Raw genomic sequence first — 15,559 nt, forward strand, 5'->3', positions numbered from 1 at the left:
GGTATCGGCGCTTATGTGGCCGGCGCGCCAAGTAGGGATATGCCGATGAAAGGCTCCGGGCAGGCGGCGTCGTGGCGGGAGATCGACCAGTGGGAGGGCGGCACCGGCTGGATCGCCTACCCCGACGAGGAGATGCAGCGGGCGAGCCACGCGCTGGTCTCCGACGGCGACGTGTGGCTCGTCGACCCCGTCGACTGCGACGGGCTCGACGAGACCCTCGCCGAGTACGGCACCGTCCGGGGCGTCGTCCTCCTGCTGGACCGGCACAAACGGGACGCCGACGTGCTCGCGCGGCGCCACGAAGTGCCGGTGTACGTCCCCGAGTGGATGAGCGGCGTGCGCTCGGACCTCTCGGCGCCCGTCGACCTGATCCGGCGGAGCCTCCCCGACAGCGGCTACGACCTCCACAAGCTCGTCGACAACCCGGTCTGGAAGGAGGGCTTTCTCTACGACGAGGACTCGCAGACGCTGGTCGTCGCCGAGGCGCTCGGCACGTCACCGTACATGCTCACGAGCGACGAGCGAATCGGCGTCCACCCCGCGCTGCGGCTGAAGCCGCCGAAAGCGCTCGGTCGCTACTCGCCCGAGCGGATCCTGGTGGGCCACGGCGAGGGCGTCATGGAGGGCGCGGCCGCGGCGCTGACCGACGCGCTCGACGGGTCGCGCAAGCGGACGCCGCGGCTCTACGCCCAGACGGCCCGGGAGTTCCTCTTTTGAGCCGACTCCGTGTCGAGACTCGGCGATACGGGGAGGGACGCGACGAGGGCCGCGAGCGACGGAGTTTTGCCGCGGGCGGCGAATAACCCACCGTGGTCTACGCGACGCGGGGGCTGGTCGAGTCGTGTCTCAGGTTCGCCAGGGAGTCCGACCCGGACCCGGTGACCATCTCGCTGTCGGTGACGCCCGCCGGGGAGCTGCCGGGCGCGGACCTGCCGCCGGAGACGCCGGTGTTCACGCACTTCTACTACCCGGACTCGGCGGGGTCGGTCAACTTCGTCTTCGGCGTCGACATGGGGACGCCGGTCGGCCAGACCCAGGCGCGGTTCGTCTCCCACCCAAACGGCGAGTTGCGCGTCCGCCAGCGCGACGACTTCCACGAGCGCATCTTCGTCGCCGTCCCGCCGTGGGACGAGGGGTCGGTGGCCGTCTTCGACCGCCGCGGCGAGGAACAACCCCTGGAGTTGCTCGACGTGGAACCACCCGAGGAGTTCCCCGAGTGACCGTCCGGTGGGACCGCCGTGCGGTCGGACCGCGATTCAGTCGAGGTAGCCCAGGTCTTCGAGCTGGTCGGCGATCTCGGAGAACTCGGCCTCCGTCAGCTCGCCTTTCTGCTGGTTCTGGATGACGATGCTCCGCAGCAGGAAGCGGACGAGGTCGCTCGTCGACGAGAAGCTCGTCCCCTCGATGGTCTCCTCGACGCGGTCGGCCAGGTCCTTCGGGATCGAGACGGTGGTGTAGTCGGTCATATCGTTCGGATCGGGAGGGGCGGGGTTAGTCGTTGTGGCTGGCCCTGAACGACGTACCCGCTGCCGTCCGATGGCAACGATCGCTCGAATGATCAGTAGAGGCGGTAGCGGTTGCAGTGAACGGCTGCGGTGCGGTCGGCGCGCGCTGGAGCGCGCTTTCATGCGCGCTACGGAACCGCGCGAGGGATGAGCATCGCAGGCCGTAGGCCGAGACGCGCAAGAGGCTGGGGAGGTGTGAGGCCCCCTGCGGTGCTGTGCGGGGCGGTGCAGTCGCTGTGCGGTTGCAGTCCCTGGCGGACTGAAAGGGCGAGGCGCGCTCGCGCTTGTGTAGTCGCCTGAGCGGGCACTACCCGCGCGGGCGGTGCCGAGAGCGCGGATATCCCGCCTCAGCGACCGCGAGCGCGTCGAGGGCTTTCAACGCTCACCGTCGAGTGCGGCCACTCCGATACGACTTCTTTCCACGACCCAGCCAACAGAAACCACTACTCAACGAGCAACACGTAACGGCTATCCTCGGAGTCGCGTCACAAGAACTACACCCGACGCGTCCGAATTCGGGGAGCGATGCCCTCCAACGACGAACCGCAGTCACTCCGGGCCGACATCGTCCGGCGCTGGAAGGAGGAACTGTTCTCGGCGGACACCGTGGTCGCGGCGGTCGCCGTCGCGGTGGCGATCCCCGCCGGCCTCGCCGCCGCAGCCGTCGTCGGCGCCGCGGCGATCTATCCGGTCTGGCTCGCGACCGCTTCCGGCCCGAGTCTCGGCTACTGGCGCGGCATCCGGATCGAGGTGCCGATGGGCACCGCCGCGAAGGTCGGGACCGCGATGGCACTCGCGACCGCCGTCGTGACGAGCGGCGTGGTCGCGCTCGCTCTCGCGCTCGGTGGCGGCGAGGGCGCGGCGGTCGTCGCCGGCGGCCTCGTCGGCCTGCTGTTCAGCGGGTTCGCCAGCCGCTACGCCTTCCACCGGCTGGCCGGCGCGACCGCCTGACCCCGAGGCTCGTCCAGCCCTCAGACCTCCAGTTCGACGCGGTAGTCGGTCAGGTTCTCGTAGCCGTCCTCGGTGACGACCACGAGGTCCTCGATGCGGACGCCGCCCACCTCGGGGTCGTACAGCCCCGGTTCGATCGTGATGACGTGGCCCGGCTCCAGCTCCTCCCCGCTGGGGGCGAGACTCGGTCCCTCGTGCACGTCGAGGCCGACGCCGTGGCCGGTCGAGTGGATGAACCCCGTCTCGGTCCCCTCGTCGCTCCGGAGGGTGGGTTCGCCGGCTTCCTCGTACACGTCGCAGGCGGCGTCGTGTACGTCCGCGCCGGTCGCGCCGGGTTCGACCGCGTCCAGCGCCGCCCGGTAGGCGTCCTCGGTCAGGTCGTACCACTCCCGCAGGGTCTCCGAGGGCTCGCCCTTGCAGAAGGTGCGGGTCATGTCGGCGTGGTACTTTGTCGCCTTGTTCTGCGGGAAGATGTCGACGATGATCGGCTCGCCGGCTTCCAGCGGGCCGCTCCCGCGGTCGTGGGGGTCGGCCGCGTCGGCGCCGCAGGCGACGATCGTCTCGTCCAGCGCGCAGCCGTGGCGGAGCAGCGTCACCTCGATCTCCGTCTTGACGGCCTCGCTCGTCAGCTCCTCGCCGTCGCGGTAGAGCGTCCCGTCTTCCACGTCGGCCTCGGCGATCAGGTCCTCGGCGGCGTGCATGGCCGCCTCGTTAGCGTTCTGGGCCTCGCGGACGTGCTCTATCTCCTCGTCGGTTTTGACCGCGCGGATGTCCGAGACGGTGTCCTCGCCGTCGGCGCTCACGGAGACACCCAGGTCGCGCAGGCTGTCGGCGACGTGCAGCGGGAACCGCGGCGGCGCGACCACGCTGTCGACGCCGTGGGCGTCCAGGAAGTCCGCGAGCGAGCGGTGGATGGCCTCGCGAGGGCCGTACTCCTCGCTGTAGGCGCCGTAGCCGTAGTCGATGGCGCGCTCGACCGTGGCGGCGCGGGCCTCGCGCTTCGCGCGGCCGAACTCCAGGCTGCGCCCGAAGAACAGTCGGACGTCGCCGTCGTAGAGCGTGACGAACGGGTCCGGCGCGTCGAACCCCGAGAGGTAGTACTGCGTCGAGTCCGTCGAGTCGGCGTGGACGAGGTAGCCGTCGACGCCCTGCTCGTCGAGGAACTCGTCCAGCGCGGACAGGTCCGGGTCCATACCCCCAGGAAGCACCGCCCGGGGTAAATACCGTGGGGCGCGGGCAAAGGAGTCGACGCCAGCGTCGCCGTCTCCGGTAGCCTGATACCGCGGCGGGCCGACCCGGACCACATGGACGCCACCATCGAGCGGTCGACGGTCGGGGGCCGGGCGCGCGCCCCGCCGTCGAAGAGCTACACGCACCGGGCGATCCTGGCGGCGGGGTACGGCGAGGAGGCGACCGTCCACGACCCGCTGGTCAGCGCCGACACGCAGGCGACGCGCCGCGCCGTCGAGGCCTACGGCGGCGAGACCGACCTCTCGGAGGACCGGTCGACCCTGAAAGTCGCGGGCTTCGACGGCCGGCCGGACGTGCCCGCCGACGTGATCGACTGCGCCAACAGCGGGACGACGATGCGCCTGACCACCGCGACGGCCGCGCTCGCCGACGGCACGACCGTCCTCACCGGCGACGGGTCGCTGCGCTCGCGTCCACAGGGCCCCCTGCTGGACGCCATCGAGCAACTCGGCGGCCGCGCCGAGAGCACCCGCGGCAACGGCCAGGCGCCGCTCGTGATCGGCGGCCCCGTCTCCGGCGGCACCGCCTCGATCCCGGGCGACGTGTCCTCGCAGTTCGTCACCGCCCTCCTGATGGCCGGCGCCGTCTCCGACGACGGGATCACGGTCGACCTCGAAACCGAACTCAAGTCCGCGCCCTACGTCGACATCACGATCGAGGTGCTGGAGGCGTTCGGCGTCGAAGCCAGCGAGACCGCCGAGGGCTACCGCGTCGAGGGCGGCCAGACCTACGCCCCCGAGGGCGGCGAGTACCACGTCCCCGGCGACTTCTCCTCGATGTCCTATCTCCTCGCCGCGGGCGCGCTGGCCGCGCCGGACGGCCTCGTCGTCGAGGGCGCCTACCCCAGCGCGCAGGGCGACTCCGCCATCGTCGACGTGCTCGAACGGATGGGCGCCGACATCGAGTGGGACCGCGAGGCCGGCGAGATCACCGTCAGGCAGTCGGACCTGACGGGCGTCGAGGTCAGCGTCGCCGACACGCCCGACCTCCTCCCGACCATCGCCGTCCTCGGCGCCGCGGCCGACGGCACCACCTCCATCGTCGACTGCGAGCACGTCCGCTACAAGGAGACCGACCGCGTCAGCGTCATGGCCGACTCGCTCACCGAGATGGGCGCCGCCGTCGTCGAGGAACGGGACCGCCTGTCCATCCGCGGCGCCGAGACCGACCTCCGCGGCGCGACGCTGCCCGGCCGCGACGACCACCGCATCATCATGTCGCTGGCCGTCGCCGGCCTCGTCGCCGACGGCGAGACGACCGTCACCGAGGCCGAAGACGTGGACGTGTCGTTCCCGGGCTTCTTCGAGACGCTCGCCGAGCTGGGCGCGACCGTCTCGAAGTGAGAACGCGCTCGCCGACGGTGCTCACTGCGTAGCGGCGCGGTCGCCGAACTGCTCGCGGACCTTCTCGACCTTCGGTTCGGCGTGGAACTGGCAGTAGCGGTCGTTGGGGTTCTTGTCGTAGTAGTCCTGGTGGTGCTCCTCGGCCTCCCAGAAGGTGTCGAGCGGAGCGATCTCGGTGACGATCTCGTCGTTCTCGTAGCTCTCGAAGTCGCCGCCCCCCTGGAGATTGTGGACGAACCGCTCGACGGTCTCCTTCTGCTCCTCGTCGTGGTAGTAGACGGCCGAGCGGTACTGCGAACCCACGTCGGGGCCCTGGCGGTCCTCGGTGGTCGGGTCGTGGATGCGGAAGAAGACTTCGAGGAGGTCCTCGTAGGCGATCGTCTCGGGGTCGTACTCGACCTGCACGACCTCCGCGTGGCCCGTCGAGCCCGAGCAGACCTCCTTGTACGTGGGGTCCCCGGTGTGGCCGCCGGCGTACCCGGAAGTGACCGACTCGACGCCGTCGACTTCCTTGAACGCCGCTTCGATGCACCAGAAGCACCCGCCCGCGAGCGTCGCTGTCTCAGTCATTATCCGCGTTTGGGGGCGGAACCGTTTGAACCCAGCGACGGACGAACACCCGTCGGCCAGACGGCAACTGCGCCCGCCTACATCTTCAGAACTATATGCCAGGGTCACTCACCCCAATGTAATGAATGGCAACGAGTTCGGCCGGCTCTTCCGGTTCACGACGTTCGGTGAGAGCCACGGGGAGGCGATGGGCTGTACGGTGTCGGGCTGTCCGGCGGGAGTCGAGATCTCCGAGGAGGTCGTCCAGGAGGAACTCGACCGGCGCAAACCCGGTCAGTCGATGATCACGACCTCCCGGGGGGAACCCGACGAGGTCTCTATCAAGTCGGGCACCCAAGACGGCTACACGACGGGGACGCCGATCGGCATGGTCATCCAGAACAAGGACGCCCGCTCGGGGAAGTACGAACCATTCATCACGGCGCCGCGACCCTCACACGGCGACTACACCTACTCCGCGAAGTTCGGCACGCGCAACTGGGGCGGCGGCGGCCGCTCGTCGGCCCGGGAGACGGTCAACTGGGTCGCCGCCGGCGCCGTCGCGAAGCAGGTCCTGGAGCAGTCCGACCACGACGTACAGGTCAAGGCCCACGTCAACCAGATCGGCGACATCACCGCTGAGGACGTGACCTGGGAGGACATGCTCGAACACACCGAGGACAACGAGGTACGGTGTGCCGACCCCGACGTGGCCGAGGAGATGCGCGACGCCATCGACCGCTACCAGCAGGAGGGCGACTCCATCGGCGGGTCGGTCTACTTCGAGTGTCGCGGCGTCCCCCGCGGCCTGGGCGCGCCCCGCTTCGACTCGTTCCCCGCCCGGCTCGGCCAGGCCATGTTCTCCATCCCGGCGACGACCGCAGTCGAGTACGGGCAGGGCCGCGAGGCCCGCGACATGCGCGGCATCGAGCGCAACGAGGACTGGGAGTTCGACGACGGCACGCGCGACGACGCGGTCAGCGAAGAGGGCGACCCCGTCCCCGTCGGCAACGACCACGGCGGCCTCCAGGGCGGGATCACCACCGGCGAACCCATCTACGGCGAGGTGACCTGGCACGCGCCCGTCTCCATCCCGAAGACACAGCAGACCGTCGACTGGGAGACCGGCGAAAAGAAAGAGGCGAAAGTCGTCGGCCGTCACGACCCGAGCCTGCCGCCCCGTGCCGTCCCCGTGGTCGAGGCGATGCTGCGCGTGACCATCCTCGACTTCATGCTGCTCGGCGGGCGGATCAACCCCGACCGCATCGACGACCGGCCGGGCGAGTACGACACCGCGTACCACCCCGAGAGTCCGCAAAAGGACCCCGACGACGCCGACACGATGACCGAGACGGTCGACGAGGACTGATGGGCGTGGAGCGCCAACTGGGGACAGACTGATGGACGCACGCCAGGACGAGATCGCCAACCCGTTCGGGATGGACAGCGAGTGCACGAACTGCCCGGAGCTGGTCGAGACGCGCGAGCGGGTCGTCCACGGCTACGGCGACGTGGGCGCGGACTTCGTCGTCATCGGCGACCAGCCCAGCGAGGCGGCCGACGAGACGGGCGTCCCCTTCGCCGGCGACCAGTCGCTCGTCTGGGAGATCCTCGACCGCCTCGGTCTCGTCGAGGGCGACCCGGGCGCGGAGAAGCCAGTCCCCGACGAGGTGTACCTGACCTACGTCACCCGCTGTCGCCACCCCGACCGCGGGGCGACCGACGAGGAGGTCCGGGCCTGCGAGGGGTACCGCTCCAGCGAACTCCGGATGATAAACCCGGAGATCATCGTCCCCGTCGGCCAGCGCGCGATCGAGGCGCTGGCATTCCAGTACACGACCAAAAGCGAGGACGAACTCGACGTGGCGGAACTGCACGCGACGACGATGCGCGGCCGCGGGTTCGAGCTCGTTCCCATGCTCGACCCGGCCGATCAGACCCCCGAGGCGACCGAGGCGTTCGTCGCGCACTTCGCCGACCTGCTCGGGACGGACTACCGCCAGACGAAGGGGCGCCAGGGCGAGCTCCAGACCGGTCGCGGTCCCGACGACGGCGAGTAGGCACCACCACGCCTCGCTGTTCTGTCAGCCGAATCGGCGTCAGCCGCCGCGTCGCCAGTCGCGGTCGGCCAGGTCCTCGGCGGCCGCGGCGGCTTCCTTCCGGAGGTCGGCCACGTGATACACCACGTCGGTCAGCGTGACGATACCGACCACCGATAGCCCCTCCGTGACGACCACTTTCTTGACGCCCTCCTCGGCCATCGTCCGGGCGACGCCCTGGACGGTCCGGTCGGGGTCGGTCGTCACGAGCGGCGGGTGGGCCAGGTCCCGGACGGGGATCTCGCCGAGCGGCTGCCCGCGCTCGTGGGCCGCTTCGAGCGCGTCGCTCTCGGTGACGATCCCGGTGGGCGTCTCGCCGTCGACAACCACGACGCTGCCGACGCCCTCGGCGAGGAGCTTCCCGACGGCGTCGTCGAGCGTCGCGTCGACGCCGACCGTCACCACCTCTGTCGTCATCAGTTCGCGGACGAGCACGGGTTCAGTCGCCGATGTCGACGACGAGGACCGGCGTCCCCACGTCCTCGACGACGCGGTCGGTGACGCTGCCGAGATTCTGAACGCGGTCGCGGCCGGTGCGGCCGTGGGTGCCCATCACCACCAGGTCGATACCCGCCTCCTCGACGTAGTCGACGATCTCGCGGTGGGGGATGCCGTCGCGCAGCCGCGTCTCGACGGCGAGCCCCTCGTCTCCGAGGGCGACCTCCAGGTCCTCGACGGCGCGCTCGCCCTCGACCTCCAGCGAGCGGACGATCTCGTCTTTCGTGTCCGCGTCGGCCGCGCGGTAGCGGCGGCTGTCGACGACGTACAGCGCGTGGACCGTCGCGTCGTTGTCCCGCGCGATGGCGATGGCGTGCTCTACCGTCTCGGTCGTCCCCTTGCTCCCGTCCGTCGGCAACAGGATGTCGTCGTACATGCCCGGGGGTTCGTCACCGGGCCGTATAGTGGTGGGTGGCCGTTCCTGCCGTCCGGTGGCGCCACCCCGGCTGTCCCCCCACCGCCGAACGTCCCACCGTACCCCGCCCGTCCCACTGCCGCTCACCGGTCCCCCGGACGGTTGCGACAGTGTTATGTTCATTGGTACCAAACAACACGACCGCTATGCAGGGGGGACGAGACGCGAGCGACACACGGATCGAGGTGTACGTGCGGTCGCTGGAGCCCGGCGAGGACCGGCCCCAGCGGCGCGCGCTCGACCGACTGGACGCGCTGGCGGCGGCCGGCGACATCGAGGGCTACGAGGTGGTGGTCTGGGGGGACCGCGCGCCGCCCTCGCGGGCCGCGGTCCGGACGCGGGCGGGCCGGTTCGTCCTCGACCGCGTGACGGTCTTCCAGCGCTGGGCCCAGCGCAACGACGCGTCCATCGAGGACGCGTTCGGCGTGCGGACCGTGGATTCGTCGATCACCGGGGAGCGCCACGAGGAGCTCGTGCTCCCGCGGCTCGCGGTGGCCGCGGTCCGGGAGGACCGGTTGCTGGTCGTCGCCCCCGCGACGGTCGACGGCGAGCACCGGTCCGTCGACGGGTTCCTCGACCGACTCGAAGACGGAGCGCTCCCGGGGTCGACGGCCGTCGAACTGCGCCCGCTCGGCGGCGTGGCGGACGACACCGATCCCGCCCGGGGGGACAGGCGCGAACGAGTCGCGCCCGGGGAGCGCGGCGAAGCGAGTTCAGCGGACCTGACGCGTGTGCAACGGCAGGGAGGACCGACCGAGCCGGCCGGGGAGTCGGCCAGTCCGGCCGAGCGACCGACCGAGCCCGTCGAGGAACCGGACGACGAGGCGGGCGCGGACCCCGGGAGTGTCGAGGGCGGGGACGACCGCGGCGACCCGCCGCGGACGCCGTACCCGCCGTACTGAGTCACCGCCCGGTGAAATTCGGGTGGTCGCTGACGTGCTCGGGCAAGTAGCGCTTCTTTCGGGGCAGGCCCGCGGTCTCGTTGCGGACCCGCTCGCGCAGCTCCCGGGGGGTTAGCTCGACCTCGGTGTCGTCGGCGCGGACGTTCACGTCGAGGCGGCCGCTGTCGACCTCGCGGTCGCCGACGACGGCGTAGTATGGCACCCAGTCGGTCTCCGCGCGGGCGATGCGCTTGCCCACCGACTCCGAGCGGTCGTCCACGTCCGCCCGGATCCCGGCCGCCGCCAGCTCCTCGACCAGTTCGTCGCAGTACTCGACGTGTTCCTCGCCGACCGGGACGAACCGCACCTGCGTCGGCGAGAGCCACGTCGGCAGCCGCGGCGTGTCCATCGTCGCCGTCTCCTCCAGCAGCGCGGCGACGACCCGCTCGATCCCGCCCGACGGCGAGTAGTGGAGGATCGGCGGGTGGTGGCTCCCCCCGGCGTCGGTGTAGGTGATGTCGAACCGCTCGGCGCTCTCGACGTCGATCTGGACCGTCGGGTTCTCGATGGGTCGGCCGAGCCCGTCGATGGCCGCGAAGTCGATCTTCGCCGACCAGTAGTGGTGGCGCTCGGGGATGATCTCCAGGAGAGCGGGCTTGCCGAGTTCGGCGACCACCTCCGCGACCCACACCTCGTTGGCCTCGTAGAACTCCCGGGTCACCCGCAGCGCGGGCTGGTACTCCAGCCCGAGGTCGTCGCCCGTCCGCAGCGAGAGCTTCGCTTGCCGCAGTAGCTCCTCGCGGGCGCCCGCCATGTCGGCCGTCGCGGTGTGCATATCCGGCATCGTGAACGAGCGCAGCCGTTTGAGCCCCGTCACCTCGCCCTTCTGCTCGCGGCGGAAGGAGTAGGTCGACATCTCGTAGATCCGCAGGGGCAGGTCGCTCGCGGCGATGTGCATGTCCCGCATGATCGAGAACTGCCCGAAGCAGGCGGCGAACCGGAGCATCATCCGGCGGTCGCCCGACTCGAAGCGGTACTGGCGCTCCCCGAACTTGCCGGCGTGCTCGTCGATGGGGCGGGCGCCCAAATCGTACATGACCGGCGTCTCGACGGGCATCCCGCCGTAGTCGACCACGAGGTCGTTGACGTACTCCATCAGCGAGTCCCGGACCAGCTTCCCGCGGGGGTACCACCGCAGGTTGCCCGCGTCCGACAGCTCGTCGTAGCCCGCCAGCGACTTCTCCCGCATGAGTTCGACGTGGGGCGGCTCCTCGCCGGGCGAGGCGGTCACGTCCTCGACCTCGTCCTCGACGAACGCCCGCATGTCCTCGCTCACCTCGGGTTTGGCTTCGACCGCGTCCTCGGTCGAGCCGTCGGGCCACATAATCCGCCACTCGCTCGGCTCCCGGTCGGGTTCCCTCTCGCCCTCCCCGGGTCCGCCCCCCGCCTCGTCGCGGTGGGCGGAGACGTGCCGGGAGAGTTCCGAGAGCGGGTGGCCCTTGCAGGCGACCTCGAAGGCCTTGTACCAGCCGAACGGGGCCCGCAGCACCTCGTAGCCCTCCCCCTCGAGTTCGGACTCCAGGTCCCGCATGACCGACTTGGCGGCGTCGGGACTGGCCAGGTCGTCGCTGAGGTGGGCGTAGGGGTACAGCACCACCCGGTTCGTGTTGAGTTGCCCTGTCACGTCCCTGAGTTCGTCGGTCGCGTTCGCGACGACCCCGTCGAGGTCGGCCTCGTCGCCGGACTCGACGCTAATGAAGGCGGTCACGCACTCCTCCATGCGCCCCTCCATCGGGACGCCCTCCGTCTCCGCGAGGTCGTCGGGTCCGGCCTCCTCGCGGGCCTCGAACTCCAGGTGGTCCGAGTGGACGAACAGGAGTCGCATACCGAACGGTCGCGCGGCGGCGCAAAAAGTGTGCTGGCGGGGTCAGGTCCGGGCGAGCACTGTCGGTTCGGAGCCGCTCCCGAACGGACGGTTCGCCGTCCGACTCCCTACTTCTCGTCTTCCTTGAGCTCTTCCAGCTCCGCCTCGACCGCCGAGTCGTCGACGGACACGTCCTCGGCCTCGGTCTCCACGTCTGCCGCGTCCACGTCGGTGTCGACGTCCATGTCCACGTCCGCGTCCTCGGTGTCGGTGGACTTACTGCCGGACCCACCGGACCCACTGCCGGACCCGTTCCCGCTCGCGCTCGCGCTCTCGGACTCGGATTCGCTCTCGGTCGACCCCTTGCCCATCTCACCCTTGAGCGTGTTCAGCTCGGCGTCGACGGAGCTGTCGGTGCTGAGCTGTTCGAGCTCGCGGTCGATGTCGTCCTTGTCGGAGAGCACGTCGTCGAACGCGCCGGTCTCCTGGAGCTCGTCCATCGCCTGCGAGCGGGCCTCCATGTCCTCGGTGCGCTCCTCGGCGCGCTCGATGGCCCGGCCCACGTCCTCGAACTCGTCGCCGGCGCCGGTCATCGCCTCCGACACCTTCGCGCTGGCCTCGGCCGCCTCGTAGCGGGCCTTCATCGTCTCCTTCTTCGTGCGGAACTCCTCGATGCGGCTCTGGAGCTTGTTCTTCTGCTCGACCAGCTTGTCCTGCTGGTCCTGGAGCTGGGCGATCTGGCCCTCCAGGTCCTCGATCTGGTTCATCTTCTGTTTCTTCTTCTCCAGGGCCTTTCGGGCCAGGTCGTCGCGGTCCTGCCGGACGGCCTCGCGGGCCTGCTCGTTGTGCTTCTCGACGTTCTCCTCCAGCCGGCGCTTCTGGATCTCCAGTCGCTTCTTCTGGGTGGTCAGGTCCGCGATCCCCTGTTTCACGTCCTGGAGCTGGTCGCGCAGCTGCTCGTAGGAGTAGTCGAGCGTCTCGGAGGGGTCCTCCGCCCGGTTGAGCACCGCGTTGATCTTCGACCGGACGACGTACGAGGCGCGCGAGATGATTCCCATACACCCGCTTTGTGCCCGAGCCTTTAATTGTTTTTCAGCCACATTCCGGCCCGTTCCCGGGTTCGACGACCGGATCGCGGGCCGGGGTCTCCCCCGCCGGATCGCCGGGCCGGTCCCCGCTGGGCCGGCTATCAGCGAGCGTGACATTCAGTTCTGACCGGGACGAGCGCTCTCAGACGCGATACTCGGTCACAACAGTTATTGCCCGCTACCAGTTGACAGGGACCATGAGCGGGGTATCGAGGGAGGGGATCCGGGTGCTTCACGTGGACGACGACCGGGACGTGTCCGAGCTGACGGCCACGTTCCTCGAACGGGCCGACGAGCGGTTCACCGTCGAGACGGCCGCCGACGCGGCCGAGGGGCTGGACCGGCTCGAGGGCTGCGCGTTCGACTGCGTCGTCTCGGACTACGAGATGCCGGGGCTCGACGGGATCGAGTTCCTGGAGCGGGTCAGGGAGTCCTGCCCGGAGCTCCCCTTCATCCTCTTCACCGGGAAGGGGTCGGAGGCGGTGGCGAGCGAGGCCATCTCCGCGGGCGTGACCGATTACCTCCAGAAGGAGACCGGGACCGACCAGTACACGGTGCTGGCCAACCGGGTCGCGAACGCCGTCGAGCACGCCCGGTCCCAGCGGCGGGTCGAACGCAGCGAGCGCCGCCTCCGGAAGATCGTCGACTCGCTGCCCCACCTGGTGTACGTGGTCGACGAGGCCGGGACCTACCGGCTGGTCAACGAGGCGCTGGCGGAGTTCCACGGGACGACCGTCGAGGCGATCGAGGGCTCGACCGTCGACGACGTGCTGAGCGACCGCGCGGCGGCGAAGTTCCTGCAGGACTTCCGGTCGGTCATCGAGACCGGCGAACCGAAACACCTCTCGGGGGTCGAGGTGGTCGACGCCGAGGGGCACACCCACGTCTTCGAGCCGCAGATATTCCCGTACGACATCGGCGAGAACGGCGACCGCGCGGTGCTGGGCGTGACGCGCGACGTGACCGAGCGGGCGGAGCGCGAGCGGAAGCTCGAACGGCTGCAACACCGGACGCGGGCGCTGATGCACACGGAGACGGCCGAGGAGACTGCCCGGGTGGCGACCGAGGCCGCCGACGCCGTCCTCGAAGCCCGGCTGAGCGGCGTGTTCCTGCTCGACGGCCCGGGCGAGTACCTCGAACCGACCGCCGTCGTCGACGCCGTCCGGGAGGCGTTCGACGAGGTCCCCCTCTACCCGCGGGACGCGCCCGAGGGGTCGCGGGCCGCGCTGGTCTGGGACGCCTTCGAGGCGGGCGAGCCGGTCCGGGTCGACGACGTCCCCGCCGACGACCGGGTCGACGAGTCGACCCCCTCGCGGAGCGTGATCCTCCACCCGATGGGCGACCACGGCGTGTTCGTCGTCTCCGCCGAGCGGACCCACGCCTTCTCGGGGACCGACGAGGTGCTCGTCGAGATCCTGGCGACGACGCTCGAGGCCGCCCTCGACCGCACCGAGCGCCGGACGGAACTGCGCAGCCAGCGCGACGAGGTCGAACGGAAGAACGAGCGACTGGAGGAGTTCACGAGCGTCGTCAGCCACGACCTCCGGAACCCGCTGACGGTGCTGAACGGCGCGGTCGAGGCCGCCGAGGAAACCGGCGACCCCGAACACTTCGACCGCTGTCGGGACGCCGTCGACCGGATGGACGCGATGATCGAGAACCTGCTCACCCTGTCCCGGCAGGGCGAAGCGATCTCCGAGCCGGAATCGGTCGACCTCGCCGAGGCGGCCGTCCGGGCGTGGGGGGCCGTCGAGACCGACAGCGAACGCCTCGCCGTCGAGACCGACCGGACGATCCGCGCCGACCCCGACCGGCTCGCGCAACTGCTGGAGAACCTGTTCCGGAACGCCGTGGAACACGGTTCCACGAGCCCTCAGTCGCAAGCTCCTGAGGACGCTGTCGAGCACGGCTCGACGGTCCCTGCTTCGCAGACTCAGCAGGACGCCGTGGAACACGGTTCCACGAGCAGTCGGCCGGCGGCCGACGACGCCGCCGACCACGGCGCCGCGGACGAGGCGAGCGACGACGCCGAAGACGGACTCGCCGTCCGCGTCGGCGACCTCGACGGCGGGTTCTACGTCGCCGACGACGGCCGGGGGATCCCGGCGGACGTGCGCGACGACGTGTTCGACTCGGGGTTCTCGACTCGGTCAGACAACACCGGGTTCGGCCTGGCCATCGTCGACCGGATCGCCGAGGCCCACGACTGGGAGGTCGTCGCGACCGAGAGCGAGGACGGCGGCGCGCGCTTCGAAGTCACCGGCATCGAGCCGGCCGAGTCAGCGACCGCCGAACAGACCGAGTGATGTCGGTCGGCCCCCACCGCGACCGCCCGCCGACAGGTTCGAGGTGCTGCCCGACCACACTCGACCCGTGAGCGAACCAGTTATCGTCCCGGGGTCCCGCGACGTGCGCGGGTCGCTGGACGAACCGGACGGCGCGGATCCATCGGGGTGCGTGGTCGCCTGTCCGCCCCACCCGGAGATGGGCGGGACCCGGTCGAACCGCCGACTGACCGCCGTCGCCGACGCGCTGACCACCCGGGGGATCGCCTGCCTGCGGTTCGACTACGGCGAGTGGGACGAGGGGCCCGGGGAGCTTCGCGACACGGTCGCGGCGCTCGACTGGGCCGCCGAGCGCTACGACAGCGTCGGGCTGTTCGGCTACAGCTTCGGCGGCTGCCTCGCCCTCGTCGCGGCGGCCGGGCGGTTCGAACCGACGGACACTGAACCGACGGACACTGAACCGACGGAGCCGGCGCTCGCGGCCGTCTCGGCGCTCGCGCCCGCGCCGCGCGTGGGCGACGGCCCGGAGGCGATCGACGCGGTCGCGGCCGTCGAGCGGGTCGACTGTCCCGGCCAGGTCGTCTACGGGAGCCGCGACGACACGGTCGACACCGCGACGCTCGTCGAGCGGGCGCGCGAGCGGGGGTTCGCGGTGACGGAACTGGCCGCCGACCACCACTTCGTCGGCCAGACGGACGCGGTCGCCGACGCCGTCGCGGACTTTCTCGAACCGCGCGTCTGACCCGCCCCTCGCGACCGGTTCGCGAACCGACGGGATCGGCGGCCCGCGGCCGTCACACGTTGACAAACGCGGAGATCCCCGGCGGCTC

At 70.4% G+C, this 15,559-nt stretch carries 16 protein-coding genes; 9 read left to right on the plus strand and 7 right to left on the minus strand.

Annotated features, from left to right (window positions below):
- Positions 1 to 39 precede the first annotated feature (39 nt).
- Together ACMGFG_RS04325 and ACMGFG_RS04330 are read left to right on the plus strand one after the other, a co-directional pair.
- A complete protein-coding gene (locus ACMGFG_RS04325; RefSeq protein ID WP_436929124.1) occupies positions 40 to 717 on the plus strand; it encodes a hypothetical protein in 678 nt (225 codons plus the stop codon).
- Positions 718 to 809: 92 nt separating this feature from the next.
- Complete coding sequence (locus ACMGFG_RS04330) at positions 810 to 1,220, plus strand: JAB/MPN domain protein-containing protein (protein ID WP_135363595.1); 411 nt, start codon at positions 810 to 812, stop codon at positions 1,218 to 1,220.
- Between the two features lie 36 nt (positions 1,221 to 1,256).
- On the opposite strand, the gene ACMGFG_RS04335 is transcribed toward ACMGFG_RS04330, so the two are convergent.
- Positions 1,257 to 1,466, minus strand: coding sequence for a ribbon-helix-helix domain-containing protein (locus tag ACMGFG_RS04335; protein ID WP_135363596.1), 210 nt, complete (start codon positions 1,464 to 1,466; stop codon positions 1,257 to 1,259).
- 564 nt (positions 1,467 to 2,030) lie between these two features.
- Between ACMGFG_RS04335 and ACMGFG_RS04340 the strand changes: the two genes are divergently transcribed.
- Positions 2,031 to 2,456: a hypothetical protein gene (locus ACMGFG_RS04340; RefSeq protein ID WP_436929125.1), complete on the plus strand. Its 426-nt coding sequence runs from the start codon at positions 2,031 to 2,033 to the stop codon at positions 2,454 to 2,456.
- 20 nt (positions 2,457 to 2,476) lie between these two features.
- Here the strand turns inward: ACMGFG_RS04340 and ACMGFG_RS04345 are convergent, their stop codons facing one another.
- A complete protein-coding gene (locus ACMGFG_RS04345) occupies positions 2,477 to 3,649 on the minus strand; it encodes a M24 family metallopeptidase (protein WP_436929126.1) in 1,173 nt (390 codons plus the stop codon).
- 111 nt (positions 3,650 to 3,760) lie between these two features.
- Between ACMGFG_RS04345 and aroA the strand changes: the two genes are divergently transcribed.
- The gene (aroA, locus tag ACMGFG_RS04350; protein WP_436929127.1) at positions 3,761 to 5,050 is read left to right on the plus strand and encodes a 3-phosphoshikimate 1-carboxyvinyltransferase; all 1,290 of its coding nucleotides are present in this window, start codon (positions 3,761 to 3,763) and stop codon (positions 5,048 to 5,050) included.
- Between the two features lie 21 nt (positions 5,051 to 5,071).
- On the opposite strand, the gene msrA is transcribed toward aroA, so the two are convergent.
- On the minus strand, positions 5,072 to 5,620 hold the full coding sequence (msrA, locus tag ACMGFG_RS04355; RefSeq protein ID WP_436929128.1) for a peptide-methionine (S)-S-oxide reductase MsrA: 549 nt from the start codon (positions 5,618 to 5,620) through the stop codon (positions 5,072 to 5,074).
- A 121-nt stretch (positions 5,621 to 5,741) separates the two neighbouring features.
- Between msrA and aroC the strand changes: the two genes are divergently transcribed.
- Both aroC and ACMGFG_RS04365 read left to right on the plus strand, forming a co-directional pair.
- Complete coding sequence (gene aroC, locus ACMGFG_RS04360; protein ID WP_436929129.1) at positions 5,742 to 6,968, plus strand: chorismate synthase; 1,227 nt, start codon at positions 5,742 to 5,744, stop codon at positions 6,966 to 6,968.
- A gap of 31 nt (positions 6,969 to 6,999) precedes the next feature.
- A complete protein-coding gene (locus ACMGFG_RS04365) occupies positions 7,000 to 7,659 on the plus strand; it encodes a uracil-DNA glycosylase (RefSeq protein ID WP_436929130.1) in 660 nt (219 codons plus the stop codon).
- Positions 7,660 to 7,698: 39 nt separating this feature from the next.
- Here ACMGFG_RS04365 and ACMGFG_RS04370 read toward each other — a convergent pair whose 3' ends face one another.
- On the minus strand, positions 7,699 to 8,133 hold the full coding sequence (locus tag ACMGFG_RS04370) for a CBS domain-containing protein (RefSeq protein ID WP_436929131.1): 435 nt from the start codon (positions 8,131 to 8,133) through the stop codon (positions 7,699 to 7,701).
- Between the two features lie 4 nt (positions 8,134 to 8,137).
- On the minus strand, positions 8,138 to 8,572 hold the full coding sequence (locus ACMGFG_RS04375; protein WP_436929132.1) for a universal stress protein: 435 nt from the start codon (positions 8,570 to 8,572) through the stop codon (positions 8,138 to 8,140).
- 185 nt (positions 8,573 to 8,757) lie between these two features.
- Between ACMGFG_RS04375 and ACMGFG_RS04380 the strand changes: the two genes are divergently transcribed.
- Positions 8,758 to 9,513, plus strand: a complete 756-nt coding sequence (locus ACMGFG_RS04380; RefSeq protein ID WP_436929133.1) for an HTH domain-containing protein — start codon at positions 8,758 to 8,760, stop codon at positions 9,511 to 9,513.
- Position 9,514: 1 nt separating this feature from the next.
- Here ACMGFG_RS04380 and ACMGFG_RS04385 read toward each other — a convergent pair whose 3' ends face one another.
- Both ACMGFG_RS04385 and ACMGFG_RS04390 read right to left on the minus strand, forming a co-directional pair.
- Positions 9,515 to 11,377, minus strand: coding sequence for a threonine--tRNA ligase (locus ACMGFG_RS04385; RefSeq protein ID WP_436929134.1), 1,863 nt, complete (start codon positions 11,375 to 11,377; stop codon positions 9,515 to 9,517).
- Positions 11,378 to 11,484: 107 nt separating this feature from the next.
- Complete coding sequence (locus ACMGFG_RS04390; protein WP_436929135.1) at positions 11,485 to 12,414, minus strand: PspA/IM30 family protein; 930 nt, start codon at positions 12,412 to 12,414, stop codon at positions 11,485 to 11,487.
- Between the two features lie 227 nt (positions 12,415 to 12,641).
- On the opposite strand from ACMGFG_RS04390, the gene ACMGFG_RS04395 reads away from it, so the two are divergent.
- Together ACMGFG_RS04395 and ACMGFG_RS04400 are read left to right on the plus strand one after the other, a co-directional pair.
- On the plus strand, positions 12,642 to 14,750 hold the full coding sequence (locus ACMGFG_RS04395) for a PAS domain-containing sensor histidine kinase (RefSeq protein ID WP_436929136.1): 2,109 nt from the start codon (positions 12,642 to 12,644) through the stop codon (positions 14,748 to 14,750).
- A gap of 67 nt (positions 14,751 to 14,817) precedes the next feature.
- On the plus strand, positions 14,818 to 15,471 hold the full coding sequence (locus ACMGFG_RS04400) for an alpha/beta hydrolase (RefSeq protein WP_436929137.1): 654 nt from the start codon (positions 14,818 to 14,820) through the stop codon (positions 15,469 to 15,471).
- The last annotated feature ends 88 nt before the right edge of the window (positions 15,472 to 15,559 follow it).

The organism is Halosimplex halobium, from assembly GCF_051414055.1.
Taxonomy (GTDB): domain Archaea; phylum Halobacteriota; class Halobacteria; order Halobacteriales; family Haloarculaceae; genus Halosimplex; species Halosimplex halobium.

Excerpts from the sequence above, each read along its gene's own strand:
- ACMGFG_RS04325 (WP_436929124.1), top strand. The coding sequence starts at position 40 with ATGCCGATGAAAGGCTCCGGGCAGGCGGCGTCGTGGCGGGAGATCGAC.
- ACMGFG_RS04335 (WP_135363596.1), bottom strand. The coding sequence starts at position 1,466 with ATGACCGACTACACCACCGTCTCGATCCCGAAGGACCTGGCCGACCGC.
- ACMGFG_RS04340 (WP_436929125.1), top strand. The coding sequence starts at position 2,031 with ATGCCCTCCAACGACGAACCGCAGTCACTCCGGGCCGACATCGTCCGG.
- ACMGFG_RS04345 (WP_436929126.1), bottom strand. The coding sequence starts at position 3,649 with ATGGACCCGGACCTGTCCGCGCTGGACGAGTTCCTCGACGAGCAGGGC.
- aroA (WP_436929127.1), top strand. The coding sequence starts at position 3,761 with ATGGACGCCACCATCGAGCGGTCGACGGTCGGGGGCCGGGCGCGCGCC.
- msrA (WP_436929128.1), bottom strand. The coding sequence starts at position 5,620 with ATGACTGAGACAGCGACGCTCGCGGGCGGGTGCTTCTGGTGCATCGAA.
- aroC (WP_436929129.1), top strand. The coding sequence starts at position 5,742 with ATGAATGGCAACGAGTTCGGCCGGCTCTTCCGGTTCACGACGTTCGGT.
- ACMGFG_RS04365 (WP_436929130.1), top strand. The coding sequence starts at position 7,000 with ATGGACGCACGCCAGGACGAGATCGCCAACCCGTTCGGGATGGACAGC.
- ACMGFG_RS04375 (WP_436929132.1), bottom strand. The coding sequence starts at position 8,572 with ATGTACGACGACATCCTGTTGCCGACGGACGGGAGCAAGGGGACGACC.
- ACMGFG_RS04380 (WP_436929133.1), top strand. The coding sequence starts at position 8,758 with ATGCAGGGGGGACGAGACGCGAGCGACACACGGATCGAGGTGTACGTG.
- ACMGFG_RS04385 (WP_436929134.1), bottom strand. The coding sequence starts at position 11,377 with ATGCGACTCCTGTTCGTCCACTCGGACCACCTGGAGTTCGAGGCCCGC.
- ACMGFG_RS04390 (WP_436929135.1), bottom strand. The coding sequence starts at position 12,414 with ATGGGAATCATCTCGCGCGCCTCGTACGTCGTCCGGTCGAAGATCAAC.
- ACMGFG_RS04395 (WP_436929136.1), top strand. The coding sequence starts at position 12,642 with ATGAGCGGGGTATCGAGGGAGGGGATCCGGGTGCTTCACGTGGACGAC.